This window comes from Pseudomonas sp. Tn43, from assembly GCF_014192635.1.
Lineage (GTDB): Bacteria > Pseudomonadota > Gammaproteobacteria > Pseudomonadales > Pseudomonadaceae > Aquipseudomonas.
Window position 1 is genome coordinate 340,711 of the sequence record NZ_JACHYG010000002.1, and the last position, 24,984, is coordinate 365,694.

The following is a 24,984-nucleotide window of genomic DNA, read 5'->3' on the forward strand; positions in this document are numbered from 1 at the left end:
ATGAGGTTGCGCCGATGAGTCAAAAATCACTACCGCCCTTGAATTGGCTGAGGGCATTCGAAGCATCGGCGCGGTACTTGAACTTCACCCATGCAGCACTGGAACTGCACCTGACTCAAGGTGCAGTCAGTCAACAGATCCGTCAGTTGGAGGGGCATCTTGGGGTGGCGCTGTTCAAGCGCCTGCCACGAGGGCTTGGCTTGACTGAAGAAGGGCAGTCGTATCTGCCGGTAGTACAAGACGCAATCAGCCGTCTTGCAGTGGGCACCAACGAGATCTTTGGCCAGCGTAACCGAAGGCATGTGAAGGTGCGTGGCAGCCTTTCATTCCTTCACTATTGGTTGGCCCCTCGGCTCACAGATTTTTGCCGGGAGTATCCACACATCGACATCCGATATATCAGCAACATTTGGGTGAAGGAACCGGACGGAGAGGATGACCTGGAAATTCGCTGGGGATGTGGTGAGTGGTCGGGATTGCACGCTCAGCGATTAACCTGGGACATCCTCCAGCCCGTTTGCTCGCCTGAACTTATGACCCGCTCACCGATACGTGAACCTGGCGACTTGATGAACCATTCTTTGCTGCATGTATTGGGGTACGAGGAAGGTTGGGGCTACTGGTTGAAGCGGGTTGGAGCAGACGATGTCGATTATTCCCGTGGCCTTCAGTTCGACACACTGATTTCCACCATTCGCATGGCAGAACTGGGTCAGGGCGTTGCCTTGGCGCGGTCTTCCGTCGTGGAAGATTTGCTGAAGAGTGGGCACCTGATTGCGCCATTCAGTCATCGAATCGAAGCCAGCGAGTCTTTTTATCTGGTGCGTGAGCAGGCCGAGCAGCTCTCGCCTGATGCCGCGACTTTTTCTACTTGGTTGGTGGCGCAAGCTCACCGCGTTTTGTAATTCTGATCTGGAGTCATCATGCATTACGTAAGCACACGCGGCGGTGACGTGCGGGCGGATTTTCGCAGTGTGGTTCTGTCGGGGCTTGCCGAAGATGGTGGTCTCTATGTCCCGGCAAGTTTGCCTGTTTTTACCGAGAAGCAGATAACCAGCTGGTCGTGGTTACCATTCGATGAGCTGGTCTGGCGGGTCGTCTCACCCTTCGTTGGCTCTTCCATGGACGAAAGCACCTTGCGTGCCTTGCTGAGCGACAGCTATCGAAACTTCAATCACCGCGCTATTACGCCGCTTGAGCAGATTGGCCATAACGAATGGATACTCCAGCTGTTTCATGGACCGACTCATTCTTCCAAAGATTTCGCTGCGCAACTGCAATCTCGCTTGGTGGAGCATTTCCTGGGTGAGGTCGGTGCAGAGGCGCTGATCATCGGTGCGACCAATGGCGATACCGGGCTGGCTGCGCTTGAGGGGTTTTCCAACTGCCCGGGCATTCGCATGGCGATACTGTACCCGCGCAATGGGGTAGCGGCTGAGCAACTTTCTACCCTGCAGGCGGCAGACCCTGAACGGGTTCAACTTTTTCCGGTAGACGGTAATTTCGACGACTGCCAGACGTTGGTCTCTCGACTCTTGCGTGACTGGCCGTTAGAGGGGGTAATACCGATCAGTTTCAACTCCACCAACTGGATCGGCGTCCTCGCACAAATCGTTTTTTATTTCCACGCGGCCTTGCAACTGGGGGGCGGGACACGTCCTGTAGGTTTCAGCGTTCCAGCAGCCAGCTCTGCCGAGATTTGCGCCGGCTACATGGCTCAGAAGATGGGATTACCCATCAACCAGGTGATCATTTCTACTAACAGTAATGATGCACTTCACCAGTTTATTCATCGCAATCGCTACTCAACCCGAGTCAGCAACCGAACGTTGTCTCCTGCGATGGATTTCTCCCTGTTCTCCAACTTGGAGCGGTTCATTTGGGAGCTGTATGGGCACGATGGGCATTCAGTAAAGGCGCTCATGGAGCACTTTGAAGACTGCGGCGAGTTAAGCATTGGCAACCAGCAATGGCTGCGAGCCCGGGTGCTGTTCGATTCCTATGCAGTCGACGAATCACAGGTTCGCGACGAAGTCGTCAAGTTGTTCCGAGAGACCGGGTCTGCAATCGATCCACATACCGCTGTGGGCGTCCTGGCTGGCCGAATTCATCGACGCAGCCTGGGGGCTCCGATGGTGACCTTTGGGCAAATTGCTCCGGTCAGGTCTGCGGCCCTATTGTCCGAGTTGGGTGTCTGGCGGGGAGAGGTGCCAACGACGCCTGACATTTTTGCTCAGCCACCGTACTTGGCCAAAGGCGATCTGGACGGTCTTTGCCACGCCCTCTTGTCGGCGCAGCAGAGGCATGTATGAAGCGCATTCTGGATCCGCTGGACGAGCGCATACTTGCCGAACTCACCGCGAATGCTCGAATCGCCCATGCTGAGCTGGGCGCCAAGGTCAACTTGTCTCGCAACGCTGTGCGCCAGCGCATTGAGCGTCTTGAGCGAGACGGCGCCATCCAGGGCTATACGGTACGACTGGGTGATTCCCGGCGACCTTCTTCGCTGATCAGTGCAGTCATCTTTGTGTACCGCTACGACCGCATGCGTGGCGAAGTAGTACTTGCCGCGCTGCGCTCGCTCCCCGAGGTGGTTCAGTGTGAAGTATTGAGTGGTGAATTCGATCTGATGCTTCGAGTCAATGCTGCCTCTCCCGAACGCGTTCATATCGTTTGGAAGGAAATCTCTGCGATGCCCGGGGTGGAAAACACCGTCACTTCATTTGTCCTTTCTGCCGTGTTTTGAGCACAAAAAAGTGTTCTGCCTGGCTGCACACACCTTGTCTTGCTGTATGGGCAAAACGGCCAATTAATACAGCACTCCGCCATATTCAACTGCCAGCGTTCGACTCTTAGGATGTTCCTATCAAACAACATCAATAAAGGAACAGCTTTATGACTGAGTACAAAATTGCCTTGGTAGGATTTGGTGGCGTGAACCGTGGCTTCGCCCAATTGGTTGCCGATTCTAATGCCCAGTGGAAAGAGTCCCTGGGCTTTACGATCAAAATTGTCGGTGTCACCGATCTGTTCCTCGGCTCCATCGTTGCTAAAGAAGGTCTGGATGCAAAGCAGTTGGTCGCGCTGCCCGTTGAAAAAGGTGTATTCGCTCAGCTGCCTGGCGGCAATGCCGAGGCCTTCAACGAAACCGTGATCAAGCATTCTGGCGCGCACATGATTGCGGAAGCCACCTTCACCAACCCTGTCGATGGTGAGCCCGCTACTACGTTCTGCCGCTGGGCACTGGAAAGCGGCATCCATGTTGTGACCACCAACAAGGGGCCAATCGCGCTGCACGGCGCCGAGCTCAAGAATTTGGCCCGTCGTCATGGTGTTGCCTTCGAGTACGAAGGTTCGGTTATGAGCGGTACGCCTGTGATTCGCCTGGCACGACAGGCGCTGGCGGGTGCAGAGGTTCAAGGCTTTGAAGGCATTCTGAACGGGACTTCCAATTACGTGCTGACCCGCATGAAGGACGGCCTGACGTTCAACGACGCAGTCACCGAGGCTCAACAGCTCGGCTATGCCGAGGCCGACCCCACTGCTGATGTGGAGGGTTTTGACGTCCGTCTCAAGGTAGTGATCCTGGCCAACGAACTGCTCAATGCTCGATTGAGCGTCAGCGATGTGGCTTGCTCAGGGATTAGCAGCATCAGCTCGGAAGACATCGCTCAAGCAACTGCCAACGGTGCAAGTTGGAAGCTGATCGGTTCTGCAAATCGCGAGGTCGATGGCTCGGTTCGAGCGAGTGTGCAAGCCAGGCTGTTGCCGAATTCCCATCCTCTTGCAGGAATTTCCGGCGCCACGAACGCGGTGTCGTTCAACACCGAACTGTTGGGGGCTGTCACGGTGTCCGGGCCTGGGGCAGGGCGTCTCGAGACTGCCTTTGCGTTGCTGTCAGACATCATCGCCATCCATACCAGCCACGGCAAGTGAGAGGAAAATCGTCATGAGCGTATCCAGCATGGCCAGCATCCAGCTCGTTGATGCCAAACAGATTGATGTGTTCAGTCCATTCGATGGTCGCCTGGTGGGAAGCGTACCTTGCCTCGATGCAACCGCTGTTCCTGGCTTGCTGGAGCGTGCGCGAATTGGCGTGCGTGAGAGTGCAGCGATGCCTCGTCACCAGCGTGCCCGCATCCTTGAGGAAGCAGCCCGTCGTGTAGAGCTTGAGGCTGAAGCATTTGCCCGGCTCATTGTTGCAGAGGCGGGAAAGACGTTGCGACAAGCAGAGAAGGAAGTGAAGCGTTGCGTGAACACGTTGAAGCTATCGGCGGAAGAGGCTCGTCGTAACGCCGGGGAGGTGATTCCATTCGAGGCCTATGAAGGCTCCGAATCGCGCCAGGGTTGGTTCACCCGCGAACCATTGGGGCTTATCGTCGCGATCACCCCCTACAACGATCCGCTGAACCTGGTCGCCCATAAATTGGGCCCGGCCATCGCCGGTGGCAATGCTGTGATTCTCAAGCCTTCAGAGCTCGCACCGTTGTCGGCTCTCAAGCTGGTTGAATGCCTGGTGGAAGCGGGCCTGCCTTCGTCCGTGGTAACCCCGGCGACCGGAGGCGTCGACCTGGGTAAAGCATTGGTGGAACTGCGCGAAGTGCGGATGATTTCCTTCACGGGTGGTTTTGCCACTGGAGAGTCCATTGCTCGCAGTGCAGGCTTGAAGAAGCTGGCGATGGATCTGGGGGGGAATGCACCGGTTCTCGTGCTCGAAGACTGTGATCTCGAACCGACCGTAGAGTCTTGTGTATCGGGTGCCTTCTGGGCAGCAGGACAGAACTGCATCGGCACCCAGCGCATCCTCGTACACCGTTCAATCTACGCGGCTTTCCGTGAGCGCTTTGTCAGCCTGGCCCGTGCATTGATACTTGGCGATCCTGATCAGCGAGCAACGGATGTCGGCCCGATGATTACGGAGCAGGCGGCTCGTCGCACCGAACAATGGGTGAATGAAGCGCTGGCCGAAGGTGCTGTTCTTCTGTGCGGGCACCACCGCCAAGCGGGAAGCTATGCGCCGACCGTGCTGGAGCGTGTAAGCCATGACAGTCGGATTTGGCAGCAGGAAGTCTTCGCGCCGGTGGTCATTCTGGAGCCTTTTGACCACCTGGATGACGCCGTTGCCCTGGCCAACGCGCCGGAATACAGCTTGCACGCGGGCGTCTTTACCCGTGATCTTTCCAAGGCCCTTAAACTCTCGCGCCAAATTGAAGCCGGTGGCGTGATGATCAATGATTCTTCCGATTATCGTTTTGATGCCATGCCTTTCGGTGGCTTCAAGTACGGAAGTCTGGGGCGAGAAGGTGTTCGGTTTGCTTATGAGGACATGACGCAACCCAAAGTGGTTTGCATCAACGAAATGGGTTGAGCGCTTAAGGGGATGGGCGGCCGATGCACGGTCGGCCGCCCCGCTCATTATTGGTGGCAGTGCGGTACAGTCAATGATCAGGCAGTTTGGGCAGACCGACGTTTTCAACAGAATCGGTCGGAATCGGTCGCTCGACAGCCCGCATACTCATCATCGAGAATGAGCCGGGCACTCAGCGCCCAATGGCGATCAGCAATACTAAGGGATGGTCCTGTCCACAGGACTCGCGAGGAAGCACATGATCGATGGTTCCGCTGTTTTGACAGTTTTTTTGGTGTACCTGGCCGGTGTCGTTATCCCTGGACCAAATTTCGTTGCAGTGGTCCATAAAGCGGTGGCTGCTACACGGTCAGAAGCTCTGGCCTTGGTAGCAGGTATCGTACTGGTCAACTTGTTCTGGTCCACCTGTGCAATTGCAGGTTTGGGGGTTGTATTTGCTGCGTTCCCTTGGGCTGCGCTTGCTGTAAAGGTTCTAGGGGCTGTCTACCTGATATGGTTCGGATTCCGACTGTTGATCAATGCGGGAAAGAATACGCTTAGGCCACTAAATGATGCCGTCGCCGGTAGTTGCAGGCAGTCTTTTCTTCAGGGCGTCATTACCAACATTGGAAACCCCAAGTCCATGGCCTTCTATGCCGCTGTTTTTTCAGCCGCAGCTCCCGCCCAGGTTTCGCTAGGCACGTTTTCGTCGATGCTGGCAGTTGTAGTGGTGGTTTCAATGACTTGGTATGGAATGGTTGCAATCGCTCTATCGCAACCTAAGATTGCTTGCGCGTATCAAGGCCGGAAAAAAGCAATCGATCGACTGTGCGGTGGTTTGATTTTGTTTCTGGGGATCCGCCAACTGGTTTAGAACTTGTCCGAGCGCGACAGGCCCTCAAAACCAGACTGGAAATCGCGCTTCTCCATTTGCTGACATACCCCTGTTGCTGTCGACAAACCTGTTTCCACCGCAATGCGCGCCTCAGGTTTGGTACTCCCAAGAAACCTATTGCTCGGCGCGCATTATTTTCGTTTCGGATAGAGACAGTTAGCTTTGGTCGATACGTTGTCTCTGAACAGTATCGTAATCGAAGGGTTTAGTTCCATAAAACGAATGGATTTCTGTTGCCCAGGATTCGTCGGCCATATTAGGCCAGTTGTCCTTGTCGAAACCTGGTGCGTTTTCCAAACGTTCTTTCTCTACGTTTAATACGAAACGCTTATTGACGGTGTCGAGTGTCAATGCATTCCAGGGTACCGCAAACAGTTTTTCTCCCATGCCAAGAAAGCCACCGAAAGATAGAACAGCATAACTTACTCTTCCGTTGCGAACGTCCAGCATGATTTCCTTGATATCCCCGAGGTCTTCTTCATTATGGTTATAAACATCATTTCCGATGAGTGTGTCTGCCCCCATCAGATCGGGGCCAGGACCCTGTTCGTCTGAGTCGGTATCTCGTATGAGGTTGGTTTTGTACATGCCATAGGTGTCGCGATCTTCGTAGTTCATGACTATCTCCTATCAGCAATCGTCAATCAATCAGAAAATGTACCCGGTCGTCTTGATCGCTGTATGAGTAGGAGTCGCCCGTTTTCGAAAAATTTGAATTTTTTTTGCGCATGACGACGAATGGTAAGTGGGGCGTAAAAAAGTTAATCCGCTTTTAATGAGTGCGCTATCTATCTGTAATGCTTTGTTTTTTTATTATGGGTGTTAGCTTGGTTTTATATCGTAGATATGGCACGCAATCGGCTGTTTCAGCTAACCAGGAAAAGTAGCTTGCGACCCAAAGTACCTATTCCTCTGGTGGCGCTTTCAACAGGGTCGGGCGTTTAGGGTGAGGGCTGTAACGTTCTACTTCTCGAATATACTCGCGCGCTTCGCGAAAATAGTAGCGCATCATATGAATTCGCAGGTTCTTCCTTAGGCGCCAATTGCCGTATGCACCTGCGCAAAGAAAGAAAAAAAACAATACTATTATGTTGGAGTCAGATAAGAATATAGCCAGACCTATAAGTGCTACACAGATTAGTTGATCAGGTGTATTAAGCCATCCGCTGTCTGTTCCTCGCTTGCTCAGCATACGAAGCGTCCACCGATAGAAGGCGAAAAAAAGTGCACTCAAGGAAAAGAACACGAACCCTATAATCCAGCTGCCTGATATAAGCGCAAAGCAGAGCTTAACTCCAAAGCCAGCAAAGATAATGCTTGCGATGAATAGACTAAAGAGAGCGTCCCACTGTTGATCGGCGTGGCGATACAACTGTCTTTTGATCTCGGCCCGGTGTATTTCATGATAGCGAGGGTTCATAGGCCTGACCTGGGTTATCCAGCCGGGGAAAAAAGGCGCTTATTTGCCAAGTGTATGGTAGGTAGCCGCTTTGTCCAGGCTGTGCTCTCTACCTGGGAAGAGGGGAAGGATGGCCGCTTCATGCCCGCACAGAAAATCTGACACTCCCATCACTCACGCTCCCCAGTCTGCAAAATAGAAGCGCATTGTTCCCGGTTCCGTAGCGTAGAATTTCCCAACGCAGCCCCCACCCGAGACGGAACCTCAATGCGAACCCCCACCACCCAACACCCCCTCTGGCAAACCTATCTCCTGTTTCTCGCCCCCATGGTCCTCTCCAATTTCCTCCAATCCATGTCGGGCACCATCAACAGCATCTACATCGGCCAATTGCTCGGCACCCAGGCTCTCGCGGCGGTATCGGGCATGTTTCCCGTGGTGTTCTTCTTCATCGCCTTGGTCATTGGCCTCGGCGCTGGTGCAGGGGTGTTGATCGGGCAAGCCTGGGGCGCTCGGGAGTTGCATTTGGTGAAGGCCATCGCCGGTTCGACGTTGCTGTTGGGGGCGATGATCGGGTTGGTGGCGGCGGTGTTGGGCAGTGTGTTTGCCCGGCCGGCGTTGCAGGGTTTGGGCACGCCGGTGGATGTGCTGGACGATGCGGTGGCGTATGCGCATGTGATGATGTGGATCTTGCCGTCGCTGTTGGTGTTTGTGTTGTTCACGCAGTTGCTGCGAGGGGTGAGCGATACGGTGTCGCCATTGTTGGCGCTGGTGGTGTCGACGTGTGTCGGGCTGGCGCTGACGCCGGCCTTGATTCTCGGGTGGTTGGGTTTGCCGCCGATGGGAATTCAGAGTGCGGCATGGGCGGGGTTGGCGGGTAACCTGGCGGCGATGGGGTGGCTGGCGTGGCGGTTGATTCGCGAGGGGCATCCGTTGGCGCCGGATCGGGAGATGTTTGCCTCGATGCGGCTGGACATGGACATCCTCGGCAAGGTATTGCGCATCGGGCTGCCAACCGGGTTGCAGATGGTGGTTTTATCGCTGTCGGAGCTGGTGATTCTGGCGCTGGTGAATCAGCACGGTTCCCAGGCGACGGCGGCGTACGGGGCGGTAACGCAGATCGTCAATTACGTGCAGTTCCCGGCACTATCGATTGCAATCACCGCGTCGATCCTCGGCGCGCAGGCGATTGGGGCAGGGCGCATCGAGCGCATGGGGCCGATTTTGCGCACCGGGCTGTTGATCAATGTGTGCCTGACCGGCGGTTTGGTGGTGTTGGGTTACCTGCTTTCGCACTGGTTGCTGGGGCTGTTTCTAACGGATGATTCCACCCGGGCGATTGCCGAACACCTGTTGCACATCATGCTCTGGAGCCTGTTGGTGTTCGGCTTCCAGGCGATTGTCGGCGGCATCATGCGCGCCAGCGGCACGGTGTTGGTGCCGGTGGCGGTATCGATCGTTTGCGTGGTCGGGGTGCAGTTGCCGATGGCGTATCTGCTGGATGCGCGCTTTGGGCTGCAAGGTGTGTGGATGGCGTTTCCGGTGGCGTATCTGGGCATGCTGATGCTGCAGACGCTGTATTACAAAATGGTCTGGCAGCATCAGAAGATTGAGCGGTTGGTGTAGGGCTTTTGTTTGAGTGCGAAATTGCACTCCACTCGACCACCGGTTGCATGGGATTTGACTGTCATGCTTCGTAACCGTAATCGGCAGAGAATTGCGCATGCAGCGCTTCTCGACAGGCAGAAATCGGCCCAGGCTGTGTGAAAACGTTTTAGATCTGCTTTGACAGTCGGAACCGGAACCAAAATCGCGATCCTACGCAAATTTCAGGTCTGCTGACTAGCAAGATGCTGGCGGATTTTACGTAGCAACGCAGACGTCAAAACAGTGGGTGCGTTTTCACACAGCCTGGACCCAAAGCGGACTGGGTCTCCCCAGCCCGCAAACTAGGATCAGCTTTGGCAGAACCGGATGCGATTGCCGAATGGGTCATAGACTTCCAGAACTTGTCCCCAGCCCTGATGAACAATATCCGGGCGTCCATATCCGTAGCGTTTGCCCTGTAACTCGTCCCGGAGCAATTCGATATTTTGCATCGGAACAAATATCGTCGATCCCGGGCTCGCATCGCCATGATGTTCAGAAAGATGGAGCTGTAAACCGTTTCGGGTTATCCCCAAATACAGCGGTAGATCAGCTTCGAATCGGTGCTCGAATTCGACGCTAAAACCTAGAAAATCAAGATAGAACTCACGCGCCTTGGTTTCGTCAAACATCCGCAATATCGGGATTGCTTTGTCGAATGTAATCGCGGGCTGGGTATCTTCCAGGGGTAACATGGCTGACGCGGTGTTCCAGTCCTTGTAGCCCAGCTGGTGCGCTACCGTTTCTAAGGCCGTGGAGTGAGTCACTGCTTGATTGCGCGACTCTAGCGAGGCACGCAGCCTCTTGGCCATCTGCTTGGCTTGTTCGATTGAAAACATCGTTCCTCCTGTAGTCGAGGCATTTTGGTGCTCGCGTTGCCAAACCTCGACTCTCAAGAGATGCGACAGGATTTGGGAAGAGAAGAAATGCTTTCACCTATCCTTTCGGAAGCGAGCGGCGGGCAGCATCAGCCCGCGCTGATGATACACAGCGGCTCCCGCCAGCGAAAGTTCTCCCGGTTGCAAGTCTCCGGCACGAATCATCAGTCCGTTTTTGGCCGAATTTTGCCTGTCGCGAAGGACGGCAACCGACCCTTAGCTGCCGCTCATGAAGTCGTGTCCCAATAGAAATGGATGTACTCATCTTCATACTCTGCGAACAGCGAAACGATGAATTCCGTTTTCATTGAGTACATCAATATCGCTCCTACAAAACCGGTCGACTCATGCAGCGGTTGTTGGAGCGGAGCGATCAATCCGATCGCCTGATCCGCAACCATCTGATTGAAAACAGCTTCAGAGATTTCCTCAAACTGAGCGTCGGAAACGTATCCTGGGAAACAACTTTCTCCTCCAGGCGGCCAATCCATCCATTCCGCGAAAAGCCAGAAATTTAATCCGTTCTCCCCTTGCCGCTTGCGGGCACGAGTTACCCTGATGCACTGCTGAGATTCCTCGCTTCGAAAAGCGATTCCTGGATAAACGACGTAATAGAGACCGGGGCAACGATTGTGCGCTGTCCAAAAAGTCAGTTGCTCACTGGAGAGTTGATCAAAGTCGCTTCTGTCGAACATGGAAGAACCTAAGGTTTACGTCGCGCTAATGGGCAAGAGCGCCCCATAGTAGCAAAATGCTTTCAATGATGTTTTTCGGGAACCGTCCGCTTTTGGCCGTTTTTTGCCTGTCACGACTGACCGCCATCGACCCAAAGCTGACGGTGGCGACAGGCAGAATCCGGCCCAGAGTGGGTAAAAACACAACTACGCTCAAAGCCCTGTATCAAATTTTTATTTCGTTGTACGTTGAAGCCGCGGGCGGCCTTGAACTGAATGATGACCGTCCCCGGCCACAATACTCGCAAAGGAATGCACATGATCGATGGTCCCGCCGTTTTGACAGTCTTTTTGGTTTACCTGGCCGGTGTCGTTATTCCAGGGCCAAATTTCGTTGCAGTAGTCCACAAAGCGGTAGCTGCTACGCGGTCAGAAGCTTTGGCCTTGGTAGCAGGCATCGTATTGGTCAATTTATTCTGGGCCACCTGTGCAATCGCAGGTATCGGCGTTGTATTTGCTGCGTTCCCTTGGGCGGCGCTGATCGTAAAAGTTCTGGGGGCAGCCTATCTGATGTGGTTTGGATTCCGACTGCTGCTCAAGGCCGGGAAGAGCGCGCTTTCCCCCTGTAATAATGCTGTCGTTGGAAACTTTCGGCAGTCATTCATTCAGGGGGTCGTTACGAACATTGGCAACCCTAAATCCATGGCCTTCTATGCCGCTATTTTCTCAGCGGCAGCCCCCACCCACGTTTCACCAAGCACGTTTTTATCGATGCTGGCAGTCGTAGTGGTGGTTTCGATGACTTGGTATGGAGTGGTCGCAATCGCTCTTTCGCAACCTGAGATCGCTTCAGCGTATCGAAGGAGGAAAAAAGCTATTGATCGATTATGCGGTGGTTTGATTTTGTTTCTAGGGATCCGGCAGCTGGTTCAGTAAGTCTACGATTGAGTATCTATCCAGCCCGAAAACCCTCGCTATGATTTCCGAGGATTTCATCGCAAGGATCGCCCATGAAGCGCTTTATTCAAGGTGAACATCGGGGTCAAGGCACCTTGCTTCCCGAGACGAACTAGAGGCGATTTAGTAAATGGATCAGATCAGGTGCTAACGCGAACCCACTTAACCGAACATGTATATGCAGTCGTCAATGTGCTCCAATTCTTGCTGCGTGTATCGGGAGTTTCCAAATTGTCGAATATCCTCCAATATTCCTCTGATAGGAACTGGCTGTGATGGATCTTCAATTAACTCAATTAAGAGCTGATAATCAGGGGCTAACCCTTTGAGATATTTTTCGACTAGCTCTTTGAGTGCTATTCGAGCTTGCTGATCGGTTAGCATTGTTTCTCCGGCAAAACAGGCGCCCCCCTTCTCGTCGTAACCGGTAAAGAGACGTCCGATGCGATTCAGATGTGTCTACGGAGTTAAAGGGCGATTTACGATTGCCTCTGTTTGCATTTTTCAAGCTCGCTTTGACTTTTCAATGTCGTATCTACGCCAAGTCGATACTTGCAATATTTAATGACCAAGTTTCGCTCCGTCTCGCTTAGCTCGCTAAAATTTTTATCATCTGATTCGTAAGCGAAAATATTTTCAAACTTTATCTGAAATGTCGGGCTTTTCTTAATAAAGAATACTTTTTCCGGATAGGCGTCCTCCATTTTTTCGTAAAAACCTATATAAAGGTTGGCGATAATTGTGATTGATAAGATGATAAGCAGCGATTTCATGATGAAGGTGGTCGCAAAAGTTTAGTTTTAATACGAAGGTTTCTAACAAGCTCCATGCCAATATTACCAGTGCAAATTTTTCCTTCGCCGGCTTGCATCCAAAGCGCTGCCGCAGGTGCAAGTGTCGCCTTTCGTCGCGGCTGCAAGGCCGTCGAAAAAACATCGGGAGATCCGGACGCGAGGGCTTTGGGCCCGTGTCCAGGCATAGGGCAACTGGTGGGATCAGTTATGTGTGCAGCTGGCTTTGCCATGTATGACTTCCTGTCTACGATTTTTCCAAGGTCGACTTTATCAGAGTTGCGTTGAACAGTGGCTCAAGGCATCGCCCCGGTTGGCATATCCGACACAGGTATGAATCGCCTCTGGTTAGACAGGCGTCGTTGAGCGTCAGCTTTCGGCCGATTCTGTTGAAAAAGTCGGCTTGCCCAAAACGCTCGAATATTGTTGGGTGAAAACGCCTCTTTTGCACGCTGCTACGTGAAATCCGAGTCCTACCTTCTGCCAAAAACACAGATTCCAATCTCAAGCGCGTACTTTTCTGCGGTGGAAACCGAAGCCGACTTTTTCAACAGAATCGGCCAAAAGCAGTCGGTGGATAAACTAGTGGCAAATAGATGCCGTCCTGCTACCCTCTTTACCTAGTCGGGTTTGGCTGTCACCCCTGTCGCGTCACCCTTCGATAGATCTCGCGCTTACTGCGACAAGAAACGCGACATGGCATGTCCACCTAATGAGAGAGTGTCAGGATAGCGCCATGAAAGTTCGATGCCCTAGCTGTGGTTATATTGCAGACAAGCTTCCGCCAAGCCTTAGGTGTCCTAAATGCCACGACTTTTCCCACAACTGGCTGATTTATGATTGGGAAAGCTTTGCTTCAATGAAGCGTCGACATATTAGATATAATTTATTCATTATTGGTATAGCTCTAATTAACTTGCTAGTGGCGATCACCTTGAAATCAACAGATGTGTTTCAATGGTTATTCAGCTTGTTATTTATCCCGGGCAGTATCAGTTTGTTTTATTGTCGAAAACAGCTTGATAGTGAATCGGAATATAAAGGGCATAAAGGCAGGTCTTTGATTCCCTGGTTTGTCGGTTTCGGGTGGTTCTAAAGCGGCTAACAAGTCGTATATGGACTCTCCCCACACGTGGTGAGTAATGCTTTCCAACCCTGTCGTCAGTGCGATTGCATTCGTCTATCTAGCCGGTGTTGGGCGTGCTCGCCCTGACCACTCTATATTCGCGCAACAGGGCCAGTCGCTCATGGAACGTGGCAGGTACTTGCCAGCAGTGAATGACCGTAAAGGGTCGATTTCTGCCTGTCGCGAAGGTGGGATGCCGATCTATAGCTGCATCCTTTCGTTATCAGAATTAGGTCGAAGGCTCACACCGACAAGCTAAAGTTTTTCGTACACCACCTCGAATTCTTCACCCAATTCCTGTTGGATGGATTTCAGTAATTTAGCGGCAGCCTCGTCAAATCTTGTGTAATCGTCTGCATTCCAAGGGCCGGGATCAGGTGGGTAATCCCAGTTCAGCGAGGTGTCATGCCACTGTGAAAGCTCGTTAAGCATTGCTTTGACTTCGTCACTGAGTGGTAGCCTCTCTTCAATAGGCCCTACAGAAAATTTATCCCGTGCAATATTATTTCCACACCAAAGGCAACCGCCGCCCCATTCGAACATTAAGCGAACACGATAGCGTTCTGCCCTCATCATTGGGCTCCAATTTTTTGTGGGTACATGGTGTGCAATAGGTTGGCAAAGATATCCACGCTAGGCCAGCGACCGTTATGACAGGCAGCTTAGGGTCGAAAGTTGTCTTTTGCTAACTCCATCGGGACCTCGCTACGCCCCGCTTAGATCGGGTAGCAGCGTGCAGATGGGATTCGTTTGAGTCAGCTTGCTTGCCGGCATCGGCCGGATTTCACTCGGTCCTATGCCCGATCTCTTCCCGGTTTGGCATCGTCCAATCCGAAGTTCTTTCGTAAATCGAATCGACGTGGTTATCCACTTCATAGGTAAATGTCAGCAAGTAAAACGCAAATGCGGTTGCAGCCAGTGCCGCTCTCCCCAAGGGATTCGCATCTTTGGACAAAACCACCTGGACCAATGGCAACCCAGCCTCCCCGAAGGTAGGCAAAGACCGCTTGCGTGAACCATGCGTGTGCTGCGAGAACTCCCCAGAAATGACTCCAGTCCCCGGCGAAGCGCACAAAAGCGTTTACCAATGAGGCGATGACCATCAATGCCAATATCAAATACCGAAAGCGCTTCAAAAATGTAAGGACGTAATGTTCCGATTCCATCAACCCTTTTCCCAATCAAACAGGCTGCACGCGTTTCCCAATTTCCAGATATCGGCAGATTTGAGTCGATCCTGAGTCACAATCAATAGATCCTTCTCCCTTCAAAGTCAGCCGCTACAGCGGCAAGGTTTACGGCAGGTCTTGATTGGTCGGGTGCACGCCCACGTGAAGCCGGCCGGTGTAAAAACCGCCCATTGAAAACATTGCGGCCGTAGCCTGGTCATTGGACATGTCAGGCGCTGGGGCAAAAGGTTTTCAATCAATGATTGTTACAGGGTGAAAAGACGCAGGGGAGATAGTAATTAATCTCCCGCATGATACGTAGGCTGTTGCTCTATCCCAATCGTCCAAATGGGGTCGGTTTCTGCCTGACTCGACAGGCAGCTTTGAGTATTTGCGGCCCATAGGGACGGGCAGCTATCGGCCAAAAGCGGTCGCTCCTTCTCAAGAGCTTCCAGATCAAACCTGAGGCATAATCTGATCGTAAACGGGCCAGAAAATAGCATTCATATGAACATGCATACGCCATATGGGCTGATCACAATAGTTGACGAGCCTACTTACTCGTTTAACTCCACTGACAACGCGCAGCCCTATGCTCTCGACGTCCTCCTTACGGACGAGTCGATCACCTCAATCCATGGTGTGAAATTAAATGGGGACAGCATCCTGGTAGTTGGTGCTGGGGGAGGAGGCACAGCCATCCATAAGCATTCGGCACTCGTGCTCGACCACAAACTCTATTTGGCGGTCGGCGACCACATCGCCTGTTTGTCACTAGAGCTTCCCTATCGGCTTCTCTGGTCCGTTCGGGTCGATACCGCGACGTGCTTTGGTATCCACTATGAAAATCAGCAACAAGCTCTCCTTTCACACGGCGAACTGGAGATTACTCGCCTGTCCATGGATGGCGTCATAATCTGGCAAGCCTCTGGCGCAGATATATTCTCTGAAGGATTTTGCTTATTACCGGACTATATCGAGGCCGTTGACTTCAACAAGTCTGTCTATCGGTTTGATTATGTGACGGGCGAATTACTTCATTATTAGCTGCCCCTTCGACTGTCCGCTTTGGGTCGAATAGCGACCACCACTCATTGGGACTGATCCACCCTTGTCCTCCCCCAACGTGGAGGACGAGCCATGAACACCATTGCAAGATACAACCATCAGCCTTGGAACAAGGGAAAGCTTGTAGGGCAGAAAGCCCCGCTCCGAGTCAGAGATATCTGGGCCATCCGGGTCAGACTCCAGCTCGCGGAGAAGACACGTGATTTGGCGCTCTTCAACTTGGCCATCGACAGCAAATTGCGCGCCTGTGACTTAACCAAGCTGCGTGTCCGAGACATCGCCCATGGAGAGCATGTCTCGTCACGGGCCATTGTGATGCAGCAAAAAAACTCAGCATCCAGTGCAATTTGAAATCACTGAGCAAACCCGAACGGTTCTGGAGGCGTGGATGCATCAGGAGCACCTCCGCAGCGAGGACTTCCTGTTTCCGACCCGATTGCACGCTTCAGACCATCTTTCCACCAGGCAGTACGCGCGAATAGTCAAAGCTTGGGTGACAGCCATTGGCCTTGACCCAACTATGTACGGCACTCACACACTAAGGCGAACCAAGGCATCGCTGATCTATGGTTGGACGAAGAACCTGAGAGCCATCCAGCTCCTGCTTGGCCATACGAAGCTGGAAAGCACCGTCAGATACTTGGGAATCGAGGTCGATGATGCCCTGGAAATGGCGGAACAAACGGAGGTCTGGCTCTCCATAGTGACGGTCGATGCTTGATCGTCGCTATCCGACCCAAAGCGGACGCTCAAAGCAATTCGAACACCGGGTATGATTCGAATTGGGGGTGGGGAATCCACCTGAAGTCATTGCGGATTTGACGATGGAATTTTCCACCACGCTTTGGGAGTGGTATGGACAGGATGAGTACAAGCGAGTTCTTGCGGTGTGCGAGGCAATTCCGGGGCTCACCTTCTTGGCGATGAACGCCGACGCGCAGCGAGACGCAATCCCTTATTGTCCGGCGTGTGAGGCGTGGTCGGAAACGATGCTGCCTCTGAATGAGGCACTTACAGTCTGTGGAGCCGCGATGCCAAGTGAAGTTCGGACTGGACTACAGCAGGTCTGGGACTTGTGTAATTCGCTGCCTGAGACAGCTTTTCATTGCGATGATTGGTGGATCTTCGATCAATATGAATGGCAGCCTCTCCGGGAAGCCGCTGAGCTGGCTCTGGATTTGGTTGAAGCGGTGAAAATATCCCCTTATCTGGATGAATTAATTTTGGATTGTCGAAATGCAGTGCGTGGATTGAAGAGCTAGTAAAGCTGCTGAAGGAGGGTTTCATCAAGGTAATAAAATAGTCTGAGGGTATAGCAATGAACCTCGAACAATTAGCCGAATTTTTTTTAGATACGCAATTGAACACGGGAACCCGTACGATAGATATCCTTTAGGGATTGAGGTTGATGAGTTTGGGGGAGCATATATTGAAATTTCTGAGTCTGGGAAACTGGCCATCGTTGCGAAAGACCGCGGTGAAGAATGTCTAAGGAAGGAAACGACGTCACCGGAGGTGTTGGCTAAATGGGTGTATGAAATTTTCAATAAGAAATAACAAGGAACAATTAATGACGCAAAGGCACGTTTCTTAAGCATATCGAATGGCAGCTTTTGGCCGAGGGTGTGTAAAAACGTTTTTGAGCGCGAAAGGAAATCCAAACTGGACTGGAGATCGCGCTTCTACGCGAAATCCACATCTGCTAACGTGTCGATAAATTTCAGATTTAACGTAGACGCGTACACGTCAATTTTGGCGAAGCGTTTTTACACACTCTGGGCCGAAAGCGGTCGTTCGTAAGTGACAGCTTACGGACAAAAACTGCCAGTAATGAAAGTGGGCTATTCGGGGATTTGGGTTCCAAGGCAACAGCTACTCTGCCCTGAGGAAACGAGTAGAACCGTATCAGCCGTATGCAGCCCATTAAACTCTCACGCAGGGCGGCGAACTCGGTTGGTATCTCTAGATGGGGGACACCCGAACTGGCGACTGTACTCTCGGCTGAATTGCGATGGGCTTTCGTAGCCCACTCGATAACAGGCACTCGCCACATCCAGCCCTTCACCCAGCATCAGACGGCGGGCTTCCTGCAAGCGAAGTTGCTTCTGATACTGCAGCGGACTCATCGCGGTCACTGCCTTGAAGCGATGATGCAACGTAGAGCTGCCCAAATTAGCGACCCGGGCAAGTTCTTCTATGCGTAAGGGTTGGGTGTAATGGTTATTCAACCAGTCGATGGCCCGCGTGACTCGCCGTGTTTGCGAATCACCGAGGGCAAGCTCATACAGCCGGCGTCCGTGCACGCCTCGCAGAAGGCGATAGTACAACTCTCGCAAAGCGAGCGGCGCCAGCATGCCGATGTCTTTCGGTGTTTCCAGCAGCCGTACCAGCCGAAGCACTGTTTCCAGCAGGGGAACATCGACCTTCTCAAGGAAAAGACCAAGCTCCGGCTCGTCGGGGACGCCTGTCGGAGGCGCATCGGCGATGACCTGAGCAATTTCCGTGGCCTCGAAATCAAAACGGATACACAGGTAGGGCGCCTCCGGGCTGGCCATCAGCACGCGCCCGGAAACCGGAAGGGTCACCGACACCACCAGGTAACTGAGCGGGTCGTACAGATAATGGTCGTCACCCAGGCCGATTTCTTTTTGTCCTTGCACGATCAGGCAAAGTGCCGGCTTGTGGACCGTATGGATAAGCTCCGAGGGGGCGTCAAAACGAATGACATGCAGGGGCGCTATCGCGGTCTCATAGATCCCGGGCGTGGTAAAGCGTTGCGTCAGTAAGCGAACCAGTTCGTCACGGTAGATGGCCGTGTTTTGCAGGATGAAAGCATCGCTCTGTTCCATTTCAAGGCTCTCACACGTGTTCATGAGCGTCTGCCCGGAACTTTCCAGGCAGACGATATTCACCCGACATCTTCAAATTGCTCATTGCCGATAGAGGATCATGCCGGCGTGATACAGCACGTCGTCATGAAAGTGCCCGTCAGCGGTGAAGCCGCTATCGTCCCAGTACTGGATGTAGTCCCCCACCATTTCGTAGCGGCCTTGATAGGCGCTCTTATTTTTACCACGGGCCTCGTCGTAACGCCCAGTCGCCAGAAGCTCGTGACGGATGAATCCGTTGGCGGTGACCCACATGCCTGCGTAACGCTGATTTTGAATGGTGCGTCTGGCATTTTTCATCAGTTTTTCTCCTCGATGTCAGGCTTAGCCGATACGACCCAGGGCAGTGCGGTCTGCACCCGTTGCGTACTTTCAGATTACGTAGCCGAGCGCAGCGGTGTTAGGACGAAACTGCCGCAGATTTGCCTGATCCTGTCGGGCTTGCCGAGCATGTCCGGCGGCTCCTTCCTGCGGTGGCTCACCCGGCCGTGACGGTCATGCCGCCGTCTGCCATGACCACCGCACCGACCATGAAGCTGGCACGATCCGAGGCGATGAACGCGACCACTTCGGCGATTTCTTCCGGTTGTGCGGCGCGGCCGATCGGTGCGGCTTCGCCATGTTGGGCGAGAAATGCCGGGCCATCGTCGACCACATTGTTGAGGATGTTGGTCACCACATCCCCCACGCCCACGGCATTGACGCGGATGCCATGGCCAATGACCTCAAGCGCCAGGGTGCGCGTCAGTTGGGCAAGCGCGCCTTTAGAGGCGGTATAGGCGGCAATGGTGGGGAAGGCGAAGTAGGAGGCGTAGGACGCGATGTTGACGATCGAGCCGGATTTATTGAGCATCATCGCTTTGACCGCTTCGCGACTATGCAGGAATGCCGCCGTAGCATTAACCGCCTGAATGCGTTCCCAGTCTTCGCGAGTCATGTCGATGACCAGCTTGTTGATGATGATGCCGGCGTTATTGACCAGAATGTCCAGCCGGCCGAATTGCTCGACGGCCAAAGCGACCGCGCGCTCGGCGGCGCCGTCCTGAGTTATGTCGGCCACCAGTGGTACCAGGCCAGGGCGGGCCAGCGCCTGCACCTCAGGGTTTATATCTTCGGCGATGACCTTGGCGCCGCGGGTATGCAGCAGCAGGGCGATGGCCTTGCCGATGCCACTGGCCGCGCCAGTGACCAGCGCGACTTTACCTGCCACTTCGTTTGGCGTGCTGTTCTTGATATCGGTCATGATGGTTCTCCAGCGTTGTGATCGAGTAGGGGATAAGCCGTGTCGGCGCCGGCAAGGCGCTTGTCATCGGCGACGGGCCTACTGTCTCGCAGCGAGGCGAAGTCAGCTTTCGTGAGATTGCCCACGATGTCGGGGTTTTGCGCCGAATATCAGAGAGGACGGTTCGGTGGTCGGTTCAGCCGGCGGGAAAAGCCCGATATCATCGATCCGGTCTGCATCGAGCGGAGTTTGGGCAGCGTCTGGAGACCTGTCTGGCTTTGCACAGCCGAATATGAAAAGGACGTGTTCATGGCAAATACCGGGCGAACGTCCCTGGAACAACGGTCGACATCCAGCCAGGACTTGCGCATCACAGGGCAGTCCATGCGTGAATACCTGCCAGGCGAGCCGCAGGATTTACTGACGCGCCCGGAAATCATGGACATTGTGATTCAGCTGTTTACCCATCGCAGCGTCATTGAGCCAATTCTCGTACCTGCGGTGGTGGAGCCCCTGCTCGTGCTGGTTCTGGCGGGGGCGGCCAGGGTGGAGGAGCGCGCACTGGGCGGGGAGTGGACTGCGGCAGAGGTCAGCGCCGGCGATTTTTTCCTCACAAGCTCCGATGAGCCGTATGAAATGCGCTGGCAGACTCACGGGGGCGATACCTTCGAAGTCATGCACCTTTATCTGGGGCTGCCGCTGATTGAGCTAGCGTCGCGAGAGCTGTGGGGTGAGCACGCCGGGCCTGTGCGTTTGCGCGATATTTCAGGGGCACGTGACGGGTTCGTCGCGTTTGTTATGGAGCAGTTGCGCACCGAACTGGTTCTGGAGCGCTCGCCCAACGCTCTTTTCGCCCGCTCTCTGGCACAGGCGCTGGCCGTACATCTGGTGCGCAGCTATCGCGCCGAGGCCCGGCCAGGGCGTAGGGTCAACGCCTTGCAAGCCTACAAGCTGCGCAAAGTCACTGACGCCATGAGTGCGGATCTGGGCGCTGAATTCAGCCTGGCAAAACTGGCCAGGCTGGCCGAGCTGAGCGAGTACCACTTCAGCCGCCTGTTCAAGCGTGCGACGGGACTGTCGCCTTCGCAGTACTTCATTCGCTTGCGCATGGTTCGCGCGCGGCACTTGTTGCTGGAAACCCGGCTTAGCGTCATCGACGTCGGGCTGGAGGTCGGCTATTCAAGCCCCAGTCATTTCTCCCAGGTGTTTCGTCGCGAGGTGGGAGTAACCCCCAGCGAGTTCCGTGGCGGTTGAGTGCCGTTGCGTCACACGTTTTGCGGACGATGCACACAGACACGAATAGGCAAAAATTGCGCAGGTTTTGGCACGTGTCGAGCAGGCCTGTGCCCTTAATCTTTTCGACGTACCCCGCAGCAACGCCCGCGTCTTCAGCGGTCGGTGCTGAACTTCAATGCTTACAACAGGAGCTACGGATATGTCGAACATTCAAAACAAAGTCGTCCTGATTACCGGTGCAAGCAGTGGTATTGGCGAAGCGGCGGCCAGGTTGATCGCCGCCAAAGGTGCCCATGTGGTACTCGGTGCCCGCCGTACCGAGCGTCTGGACAAACTGGTCAGCGAGATCCAGGCCGAAGGCGGCTCGGCAAGTGCCTGCGCACTGGACGTTACGGCTCTCGAATCCATGCAGGCGTTCGTCGCGTTCGCCAAGGCGCAACACGGCAAGGTCGATGTGATCATCAACAACGCAGGCGTGATGCCCCTGTCACCCTTGACCTCGTTGAAGGTCAATGAGTGGAACCAGATGCTCGATGTCAATGTACGCGGCGTGCTGCACGGTATTGCCGCCGTCTTGCCGGACATGGAGGCACAAGGGTTCGGCCAGGTCATCAATATTTCCTCAATCGGCGGCCTCGCGGTTTCTCCGACAGCCGCGGTGTACTGCGCGACCAAATTTGCGGTCAGGGCTATCTCCGATGGTCTGCGGCAGGAAACGGACAAGATCCGGGTCACGGTAGTGTGCCCGGGCGTCGTCGAGTCCGAACTGGCCGATACGATTTCCGATGAGGTGGCACGCGAGCAAATGAAAGCCTTCCGGCGTGTCGCGCTCAACGCAGACGCCATTGCGCGAGCGCTCGCCTATGCCATCGAGCAGCCCGACGAAGTTGATGTGAGTGAGATTGTGGTTCGTCCGACCGCCAGCCCACACTAAGCTGTCCAGGGCGCAAGGCGCACCTTGGTTCGGAGGCAGTCGTTCATGAACGACTGCCCTCATCCGATTGCTGCTCGTCACGAATGGCCAGCTAATCGCCGGTTACTGCCGTTCGTGACCGGCAGAAATCGGCCAATAGCCGCCGTTCGTGACTGCCAGCGCGGCCCTTTCATTCAAAATCGCTTCGCCGCTCCATTCGGACGGGGTATAAGCCTCTACTTCTGTTAGATCAGGCTCCTGCCGATTGAAGCACCACCATCAACGTAGAGCGTCTGTCCAGTAATAAAAGAGCTGTGCTCATCAAGCAAGAAAGTTGCTGCGGCAGCGATCTCATGCGGTTGACCAAGACGTCCCATAGGCACTGCCGCAACGTAGGCGGCCTCGCCAGGACTGCCTTCGGGATTTGCGCTTCGGAAAAGATCTGTGTCGACCGGGCCTGGCGCAATCGCATTAACGGTGATACCACTTTGGGCGAGTTCCAACGCCCAACCACGTGTAAAACTGATCAAAGCGGCTTTTGCGGCGGCGTAGGATGTGCGCTGGCGCCCTCCGAGAACCGTTAGGCTGGAGATGTTCACTATTCTGCCCCAGCGCCTGGCGGACATATCTGGAAGAAGAGCCTGTGTTGCCAGCAGCGCTGGATACAGGTTGAGCTTCATAACGTCCTCAAAACTGGTTAGGTCGACCTCCGCGATTCCTTGAGGCTTAACGAGGCCCACGTTGTTAACAAGACCGTCAAAGGTATAGCGGGCTTTCAACCCTTCAAGGGTCTGGACGGTGCTATCGCAATCTCTCAGGTCGGCAGCGATCAATTCCCCAGGAAAACCACTGTCCTCTACCCGTCGAGCGATACCTACTACTCGATGCCCAGCCGATGCGAGTCGCTCGGAGATGGCACGACCAATTCCCTTGCTAGCCCCTGTGATCAAAAAGGTACGCTGCATAATTCCGAAGCCCTTTAGGTTATTTCTTGAGGCGTTCGAGGATTGCTCGGCCCACCCCTGCCGCAGATGCAGGGTTCTGACCTGTTATAAGCTCGCGGTCAATTACGACATTCGGAGCCCAAGGCGATGTGTTGCTCTGGTAACTCCCACCAGCAAGCTCCAGTGCCGCTTGAGGGTAAAATTTCATTTGGCCGCCTCCTAAGTATCCCTTTGCTTTTTCTTCCTCTTCGTTACTGATGACAGTCATGCGGTACCCCGCATAGATCCAAACAGATGGTTTGGGAGCTTTTTTGCCCGCTTCCAGCAATTCGATAAGTCTTTGAGGTTGATCTAGTGCAGACAACAGGGCTATCGGGCCATGACACACCAGTGCAGTGGTTTTTCCAGCAGCATGAAAAGCACGTAGCAATCGGCCTAGAGCGGGATCAGATATCAGATCCTGCATAGGTGCATGCCCCCCTGGCACGTAGAGAGCATCAAAGTGCGAATATCCAATCTGCTCCACGCGCGCCAGACTTATCACCGGTGAGCGAGTTGGCGATGTCAAAAGCAGCTTATCGAGTAAAGACTCGTACTCCTTCAGACGTTGTGGATCACCATTAAAGTAATCGGGAACCGCAGAGCTTCGGTCAAGAGTTGGAGCAAGTCCGTTCGGTGTCGCGAATGTCACCTCATGGCCCGCATCCAGCAAAGCCTTGGTGGGCACCATCAGCTCGTTGAGATAGAAGCCAGTGGGAAATGATTTGTTATCACGCAATTCCAAGTGGTTCTCGTCGGAGAGTACGATCAATACGTTGGCCGCATTTGCGCCTACGCTTACGCTCCCTAATAAAGCGGCTAACAAAATATGCTTATGAGTTTTCATCAATATTTCATCCATTCCGAGCGTGGCCGAGCACACGCGGGGCCACATCAATCTGAGCAGGGCAGAAAAGCTTGTTTCGAAGACGTGCGCTAACGCTTGATCATTTGCAAACCACCCACCACAGCTAATTAATCAGGCGATAGTCTGAACAGTCCCGCCTTCAGCCCGAATCGCTGCACCATTGATTACAGCCGCACGTTCGCTCGACAGGAACGCCACAACGTTTGCGACTTCAGCAGGTTTGGCCAGCCGGAAGATCAGCGAGGAGGGACGGTTCTCCGTCATGAACTTCTTTTCCGCGTCAGCGTACGTCAGTCCAGGGTTCACAGACTCGATGAAGCCTTTGAGGCTTTCTGTCTCGGTAGGCCCTGGCAGGACTGCGTTGACGGTCACCGAGGTGCCCTTGGTCAGCTCCGCCAAGCTGCGTGAGATCGACAATTGCGTGGCCTTGCTCGCGCTGTAATGGGCCATCGACGCCATTGGCGTCAGTGCTACTTCGCTGGAGATGAAAATCACCCGACCATGGCCGCGCTCAAGCATGCCTTTCATGTAGGTACGGGCCAACCGCACGCCACTCCAGACATTAGTCTCAAACATGCGCTGCCAGTCTTCATCACTTGTGCTGAAGAAGTCGCTCAGCTCATAGGTGCCCATATTGTTAATTAGGATATCGATCTGCGGATAAGCAGCGGCAGCCGCCGCCTCACCACCCGCCTTACTGACATCTGCCACCAGCGGCAGAGCGCGCCCTTCACCAAAGCGCTTGTTCAGCTCACTGACGCGCTGCGCCACGCCAGCCTCGCTTCTTCCATTAATAATTACGCGAGCGCCGTCTTCCAGCAACTGCGTAGCAATAGCCAGGCCGATACCAGCTGTAGAGGCGCTTACCAGCGCGGTTTTGCCTTCCAGACCAAGGTTCATACTGTTCTCCAACGTTGAGATTG

At 54.0% G+C, this 24,984-nt stretch carries 23 protein-coding genes and 2 pseudogenes; 13 read left to right on the top strand and 12 right to left on the bottom strand.

Going from position 1 to position 24,984, the window contains the following annotated elements:
- Positions 1-14 precede the first annotated feature (14 nt).
- The 6 genes from FHW68_RS05860 to FHW68_RS05885 all read left to right on the top strand — a co-directional run bounded on the left by FHW68_RS05860 (position 15) and on the right by FHW68_RS05885 (position 6,221).
- Positions 15-905: a LysR substrate-binding domain-containing protein gene (locus tag FHW68_RS05860; RefSeq protein WP_183679300.1), complete on the top strand. Its 891-nt coding sequence runs from the start codon at positions 15-17 to the stop codon at positions 903-905.
- A gap of 18 nt (positions 906-923) precedes the next feature.
- The gene (thrC, locus tag FHW68_RS05865) at positions 924-2,312 is read left to right on the top strand and encodes a threonine synthase (RefSeq protein ID WP_183679302.1); all 1,389 of its coding nucleotides are present in this window, start codon (positions 924-926) and stop codon (positions 2,310-2,312) included.
- The gene (locus FHW68_RS05870) at positions 2,309-2,746 is read left to right on the top strand and encodes an Lrp/AsnC family transcriptional regulator (protein ID WP_183679304.1); all 438 of its coding nucleotides are present in this window, start codon (positions 2,309-2,311) and stop codon (positions 2,744-2,746) included. Before thrC ends, FHW68_RS05870 begins: the two co-directional genes overlap by 4 nt.
- Before the next feature lie 149 nt (positions 2,747-2,895).
- A complete protein-coding gene (locus tag FHW68_RS05875) occupies positions 2,896-3,936 on the top strand; it encodes a homoserine dehydrogenase (protein ID WP_095633412.1) in 1,041 nt (346 codons plus the stop codon).
- A 13-nt stretch (positions 3,937-3,949) separates the two neighbouring features.
- Positions 3,950-5,368, top strand: a complete 1,419-nt coding sequence (locus FHW68_RS05880) for an aldehyde dehydrogenase family protein (RefSeq protein ID WP_183679306.1) — start codon at positions 3,950-3,952, stop codon at positions 5,366-5,368.
- A gap of 238 nt (positions 5,369-5,606) precedes the next feature.
- Positions 5,607-6,221, top strand: a complete 615-nt coding sequence (locus FHW68_RS05885; protein WP_183679308.1) for a LysE family translocator — start codon at positions 5,607-5,609, stop codon at positions 6,219-6,221.
- A gap of 177 nt (positions 6,222-6,398) precedes the next feature.
- Here the strand turns inward: FHW68_RS05885 and FHW68_RS05890 are convergent, their stop codons facing one another.
- Entirely contained in the window at positions 6,399-6,860 is a 462-nt protein-coding gene (locus FHW68_RS05890; protein ID WP_183679310.1) for a PRC-barrel domain-containing protein, read from the bottom strand.
- 286 nt (positions 6,861-7,146) lie between these two features.
- On the bottom strand, positions 7,147-7,662 hold the full coding sequence (locus FHW68_RS05895) for a hypothetical protein (protein ID WP_183679312.1): 516 nt from the start codon (positions 7,660-7,662) through the stop codon (positions 7,147-7,149).
- A 246-nt stretch (positions 7,663-7,908) separates the two neighbouring features.
- Here FHW68_RS05895 and FHW68_RS05900 point away from each other — a divergent pair, with 246 nt between their 5' ends.
- A complete protein-coding gene (locus FHW68_RS05900) occupies positions 7,909-9,267 on the top strand; it encodes an MATE family efflux transporter (protein WP_183679314.1) in 1,359 nt (452 codons plus the stop codon).
- A 329-nt stretch (positions 9,268-9,596) separates the two neighbouring features.
- Here the strand turns inward: FHW68_RS05900 and FHW68_RS05905 are convergent, their stop codons facing one another.
- Positions 9,597-10,127 (bottom strand): glyoxalase superfamily protein, encoded by a 531-nt coding sequence (locus tag FHW68_RS05905; protein ID WP_183679316.1) that lies wholly within the window; start codon positions 10,125-10,127, stop codon positions 9,597-9,599.
- Positions 10,128-10,393: 266 nt separating this feature from the next.
- Complete coding sequence (locus tag FHW68_RS05910) at positions 10,394-10,861, bottom strand: hypothetical protein (RefSeq protein ID WP_183679318.1); 468 nt, start codon at positions 10,859-10,861, stop codon at positions 10,394-10,396.
- 297 nt (positions 10,862-11,158) lie between these two features.
- Between FHW68_RS05910 and FHW68_RS05915 the strand changes: the two genes are divergently transcribed.
- A complete protein-coding gene (locus FHW68_RS05915; protein ID WP_183679320.1) occupies positions 11,159-11,776 on the top strand; it encodes a LysE family translocator in 618 nt (205 codons plus the stop codon).
- Positions 11,777-12,669: 893 nt separating this feature from the next.
- On the opposite strand, the pseudogene FHW68_RS27200 reads toward FHW68_RS05915, so the two are convergent.
- A pseudogene (locus tag FHW68_RS27200) lies at positions 12,670-12,821 on the bottom strand (PAAR domain-containing protein); the annotation flags it as partial.
- A gap of 1,148 nt (positions 12,822-13,969) precedes the next feature.
- Positions 13,970-14,287, bottom strand: coding sequence for a hypothetical protein (locus FHW68_RS05920; protein WP_095631325.1), 318 nt, complete (start codon positions 14,285-14,287; stop codon positions 13,970-13,972).
- Positions 14,288-15,390: 1,103 nt separating this feature from the next.
- On the opposite strand from FHW68_RS05920, the gene FHW68_RS05925 reads away from it, so the two are divergent.
- The 3 genes and pseudogenes from FHW68_RS05925 to FHW68_RS05935 all read left to right on the top strand — a co-directional run bounded on the left by FHW68_RS05925 (position 15,391) and on the right by FHW68_RS05935 (position 17,213).
- Positions 15,391-15,930 (top strand): hypothetical protein, encoded by a 540-nt coding sequence (locus FHW68_RS05925; protein ID WP_183679322.1) that lies wholly within the window; start codon positions 15,391-15,393, stop codon positions 15,928-15,930.
- Between the two features lie 93 nt (positions 15,931-16,023).
- Positions 16,024-16,672, top strand: a pseudogene (locus tag FHW68_RS05930) (tyrosine-type recombinase/integrase).
- Positions 16,673-16,775: 103 nt separating this feature from the next.
- A complete protein-coding gene (locus tag FHW68_RS05935) occupies positions 16,776-17,213 on the top strand; it encodes a hypothetical protein (protein WP_095631323.1) in 438 nt (145 codons plus the stop codon).
- A 669-nt stretch (positions 17,214-17,882) separates the two neighbouring features.
- Here the strand turns inward: FHW68_RS05935 and FHW68_RS05940 are convergent.
- From FHW68_RS05940 to FHW68_RS05950, 3 genes are all read right to left on the bottom strand, one after another.
- Positions 17,883-18,800 carry an AraC family transcriptional regulator gene (locus FHW68_RS05940; protein ID WP_095631322.1) on the bottom strand — a complete coding sequence of 306 codons (918 nt, stop codon included), beginning with the start codon at positions 18,798-18,800 and terminating at the stop codon, positions 17,883-17,885.
- A gap of 81 nt (positions 18,801-18,881) precedes the next feature.
- Positions 18,882-19,139: an Atu4866 domain-containing protein gene (locus FHW68_RS05945; RefSeq protein WP_183679324.1), complete on the bottom strand. Its 258-nt coding sequence runs from the start codon at positions 19,137-19,139 to the stop codon at positions 18,882-18,884.
- A gap of 178 nt (positions 19,140-19,317) precedes the next feature.
- Positions 19,318-20,082, bottom strand: a complete 765-nt coding sequence (locus FHW68_RS05950) for an SDR family NAD(P)-dependent oxidoreductase (protein ID WP_183679326.1) — start codon at positions 20,080-20,082, stop codon at positions 19,318-19,320.
- Positions 20,083-20,370: 288 nt separating this feature from the next.
- Between FHW68_RS05950 and FHW68_RS05955 the strand changes: the two genes are divergently transcribed.
- Both FHW68_RS05955 and FHW68_RS05960 read left to right on the top strand, forming a co-directional pair.
- The gene (locus FHW68_RS05955; protein WP_183679328.1) at positions 20,371-21,315 is read left to right on the top strand and encodes a helix-turn-helix domain-containing protein; all 945 of its coding nucleotides are present in this window, start codon (positions 20,371-20,373) and stop codon (positions 21,313-21,315) included.
- A gap of 181 nt (positions 21,316-21,496) precedes the next feature.
- Positions 21,497-22,231 carry an SDR family oxidoreductase gene (locus tag FHW68_RS05960; RefSeq protein WP_095631318.1) on the top strand — a complete coding sequence of 245 codons (735 nt, stop codon included), beginning with the start codon at positions 21,497-21,499 and terminating at the stop codon, positions 22,229-22,231.
- A 224-nt stretch (positions 22,232-22,455) separates the two neighbouring features.
- On the opposite strand, the gene FHW68_RS05965 is transcribed toward FHW68_RS05960, so the two are convergent.
- The 3 genes from FHW68_RS05965 to FHW68_RS05975 form a co-directional block, all read right to left on the bottom strand.
- Positions 22,456-23,178, bottom strand: a complete 723-nt coding sequence (locus FHW68_RS05965; protein WP_183679929.1) for an SDR family oxidoreductase — start codon at positions 23,176-23,178, stop codon at positions 22,456-22,458.
- A gap of 16 nt (positions 23,179-23,194) precedes the next feature.
- Positions 23,195-24,040, bottom strand: a complete 846-nt coding sequence (locus tag FHW68_RS05970; protein ID WP_183679330.1) for a type 1 glutamine amidotransferase domain-containing protein — start codon at positions 24,038-24,040, stop codon at positions 23,195-23,197.
- 132 nt (positions 24,041-24,172) lie between these two features.
- Complete coding sequence (locus FHW68_RS05975) at positions 24,173-24,961, bottom strand: SDR family NAD(P)-dependent oxidoreductase (protein WP_095631315.1); 789 nt, start codon at positions 24,959-24,961, stop codon at positions 24,173-24,175.
- Positions 24,962-24,984: the final 23 nt, after the last annotated feature.

Bases quoted from the DNA above. Each gene is read 5' to 3' on its own strand.
- FHW68_RS05955 (WP_183679328.1), top strand. From the start codon at position 20,371: ATGGCAAATACCGGGCGAACGTCCCTGGAACAACGGTCGACATCCAGC.
- FHW68_RS05960 (WP_095631318.1), top strand. From the start codon at position 21,497: ATGTCGAACATTCAAAACAAAGTCGTCCTGATTACCGGTGCAAGCAGT.
- FHW68_RS05885 (WP_183679308.1), top strand. From the start codon at position 5,607: ATGATCGATGGTTCCGCTGTTTTGACAGTTTTTTTGGTGTACCTGGCC.
- FHW68_RS05890 (WP_183679310.1), bottom strand. From the start codon at position 6,860: ATGAACTACGAAGATCGCGACACCTATGGCATGTACAAAACCAACCTC.
- FHW68_RS05895 (WP_183679312.1), bottom strand. From the start codon at position 7,662: ATGAACCCTCGCTATCATGAAATACACCGGGCCGAGATCAAAAGACAG.
- FHW68_RS05900 (WP_183679314.1), top strand. From the start codon at position 7,909: ATGCGAACCCCCACCACCCAACACCCCCTCTGGCAAACCTATCTCCTG.
- FHW68_RS05920 (WP_095631325.1), bottom strand. From the start codon at position 14,287: ATGAGGGCAGAACGCTATCGTGTTCGCTTAATGTTCGAATGGGGCGGC.
- FHW68_RS05925 (WP_183679322.1), top strand. From the start codon at position 15,391: ATGAACATGCATACGCCATATGGGCTGATCACAATAGTTGACGAGCCT.
- FHW68_RS05875 (WP_095633412.1), top strand. From the start codon at position 2,896: ATGACTGAGTACAAAATTGCCTTGGTAGGATTTGGTGGCGTGAACCGT.
- FHW68_RS05880 (WP_183679306.1), top strand. From the start codon at position 3,950: ATGAGCGTATCCAGCATGGCCAGCATCCAGCTCGTTGATGCCAAACAG.
- FHW68_RS05940 (WP_095631322.1), bottom strand. From the start codon at position 18,800: ATGGAACAGAGCGATGCTTTCATCCTGCAAAACACGGCCATCTACCGT.
- FHW68_RS05970 (WP_183679330.1), bottom strand. From the start codon at position 24,040: ATGAAAACTCATAAGCATATTTTGTTAGCCGCTTTATTAGGGAGCGTA.
- FHW68_RS05905 (WP_183679316.1), bottom strand. From the start codon at position 10,127: ATGTTTTCAATCGAACAAGCCAAGCAGATGGCCAAGAGGCTGCGTGCC.
- FHW68_RS05910 (WP_183679318.1), bottom strand. From the start codon at position 10,861: ATGTTCGACAGAAGCGACTTTGATCAACTCTCCAGTGAGCAACTGACT.
- FHW68_RS05975 (WP_095631315.1), bottom strand. From the start codon at position 24,961: ATGAACCTTGGTCTGGAAGGCAAAACCGCGCTGGTAAGCGCCTCTACA.
- FHW68_RS05870 (WP_183679304.1), top strand. From the start codon at position 2,309: ATGAAGCGCATTCTGGATCCGCTGGACGAGCGCATACTTGCCGAACTC.
- thrC (WP_183679302.1), top strand. From the start codon at position 924: ATGCATTACGTAAGCACACGCGGCGGTGACGTGCGGGCGGATTTTCGC.
- FHW68_RS05945 (WP_183679324.1), bottom strand. From the start codon at position 19,139: ATGAAAAATGCCAGACGCACCATTCAAAATCAGCGTTACGCAGGCATG.
- FHW68_RS05860 (WP_183679300.1), top strand. From the start codon at position 15: ATGAGTCAAAAATCACTACCGCCCTTGAATTGGCTGAGGGCATTCGAA.
- FHW68_RS05950 (WP_183679326.1), bottom strand. From the start codon at position 20,082: ATGACCGATATCAAGAACAGCACGCCAAACGAAGTGGCAGGTAAAGTC.
- FHW68_RS05915 (WP_183679320.1), top strand. From the start codon at position 11,159: ATGATCGATGGTCCCGCCGTTTTGACAGTCTTTTTGGTTTACCTGGCC.
- FHW68_RS05935 (WP_095631323.1), top strand. From the start codon at position 16,776: ATGGAATTTTCCACCACGCTTTGGGAGTGGTATGGACAGGATGAGTAC.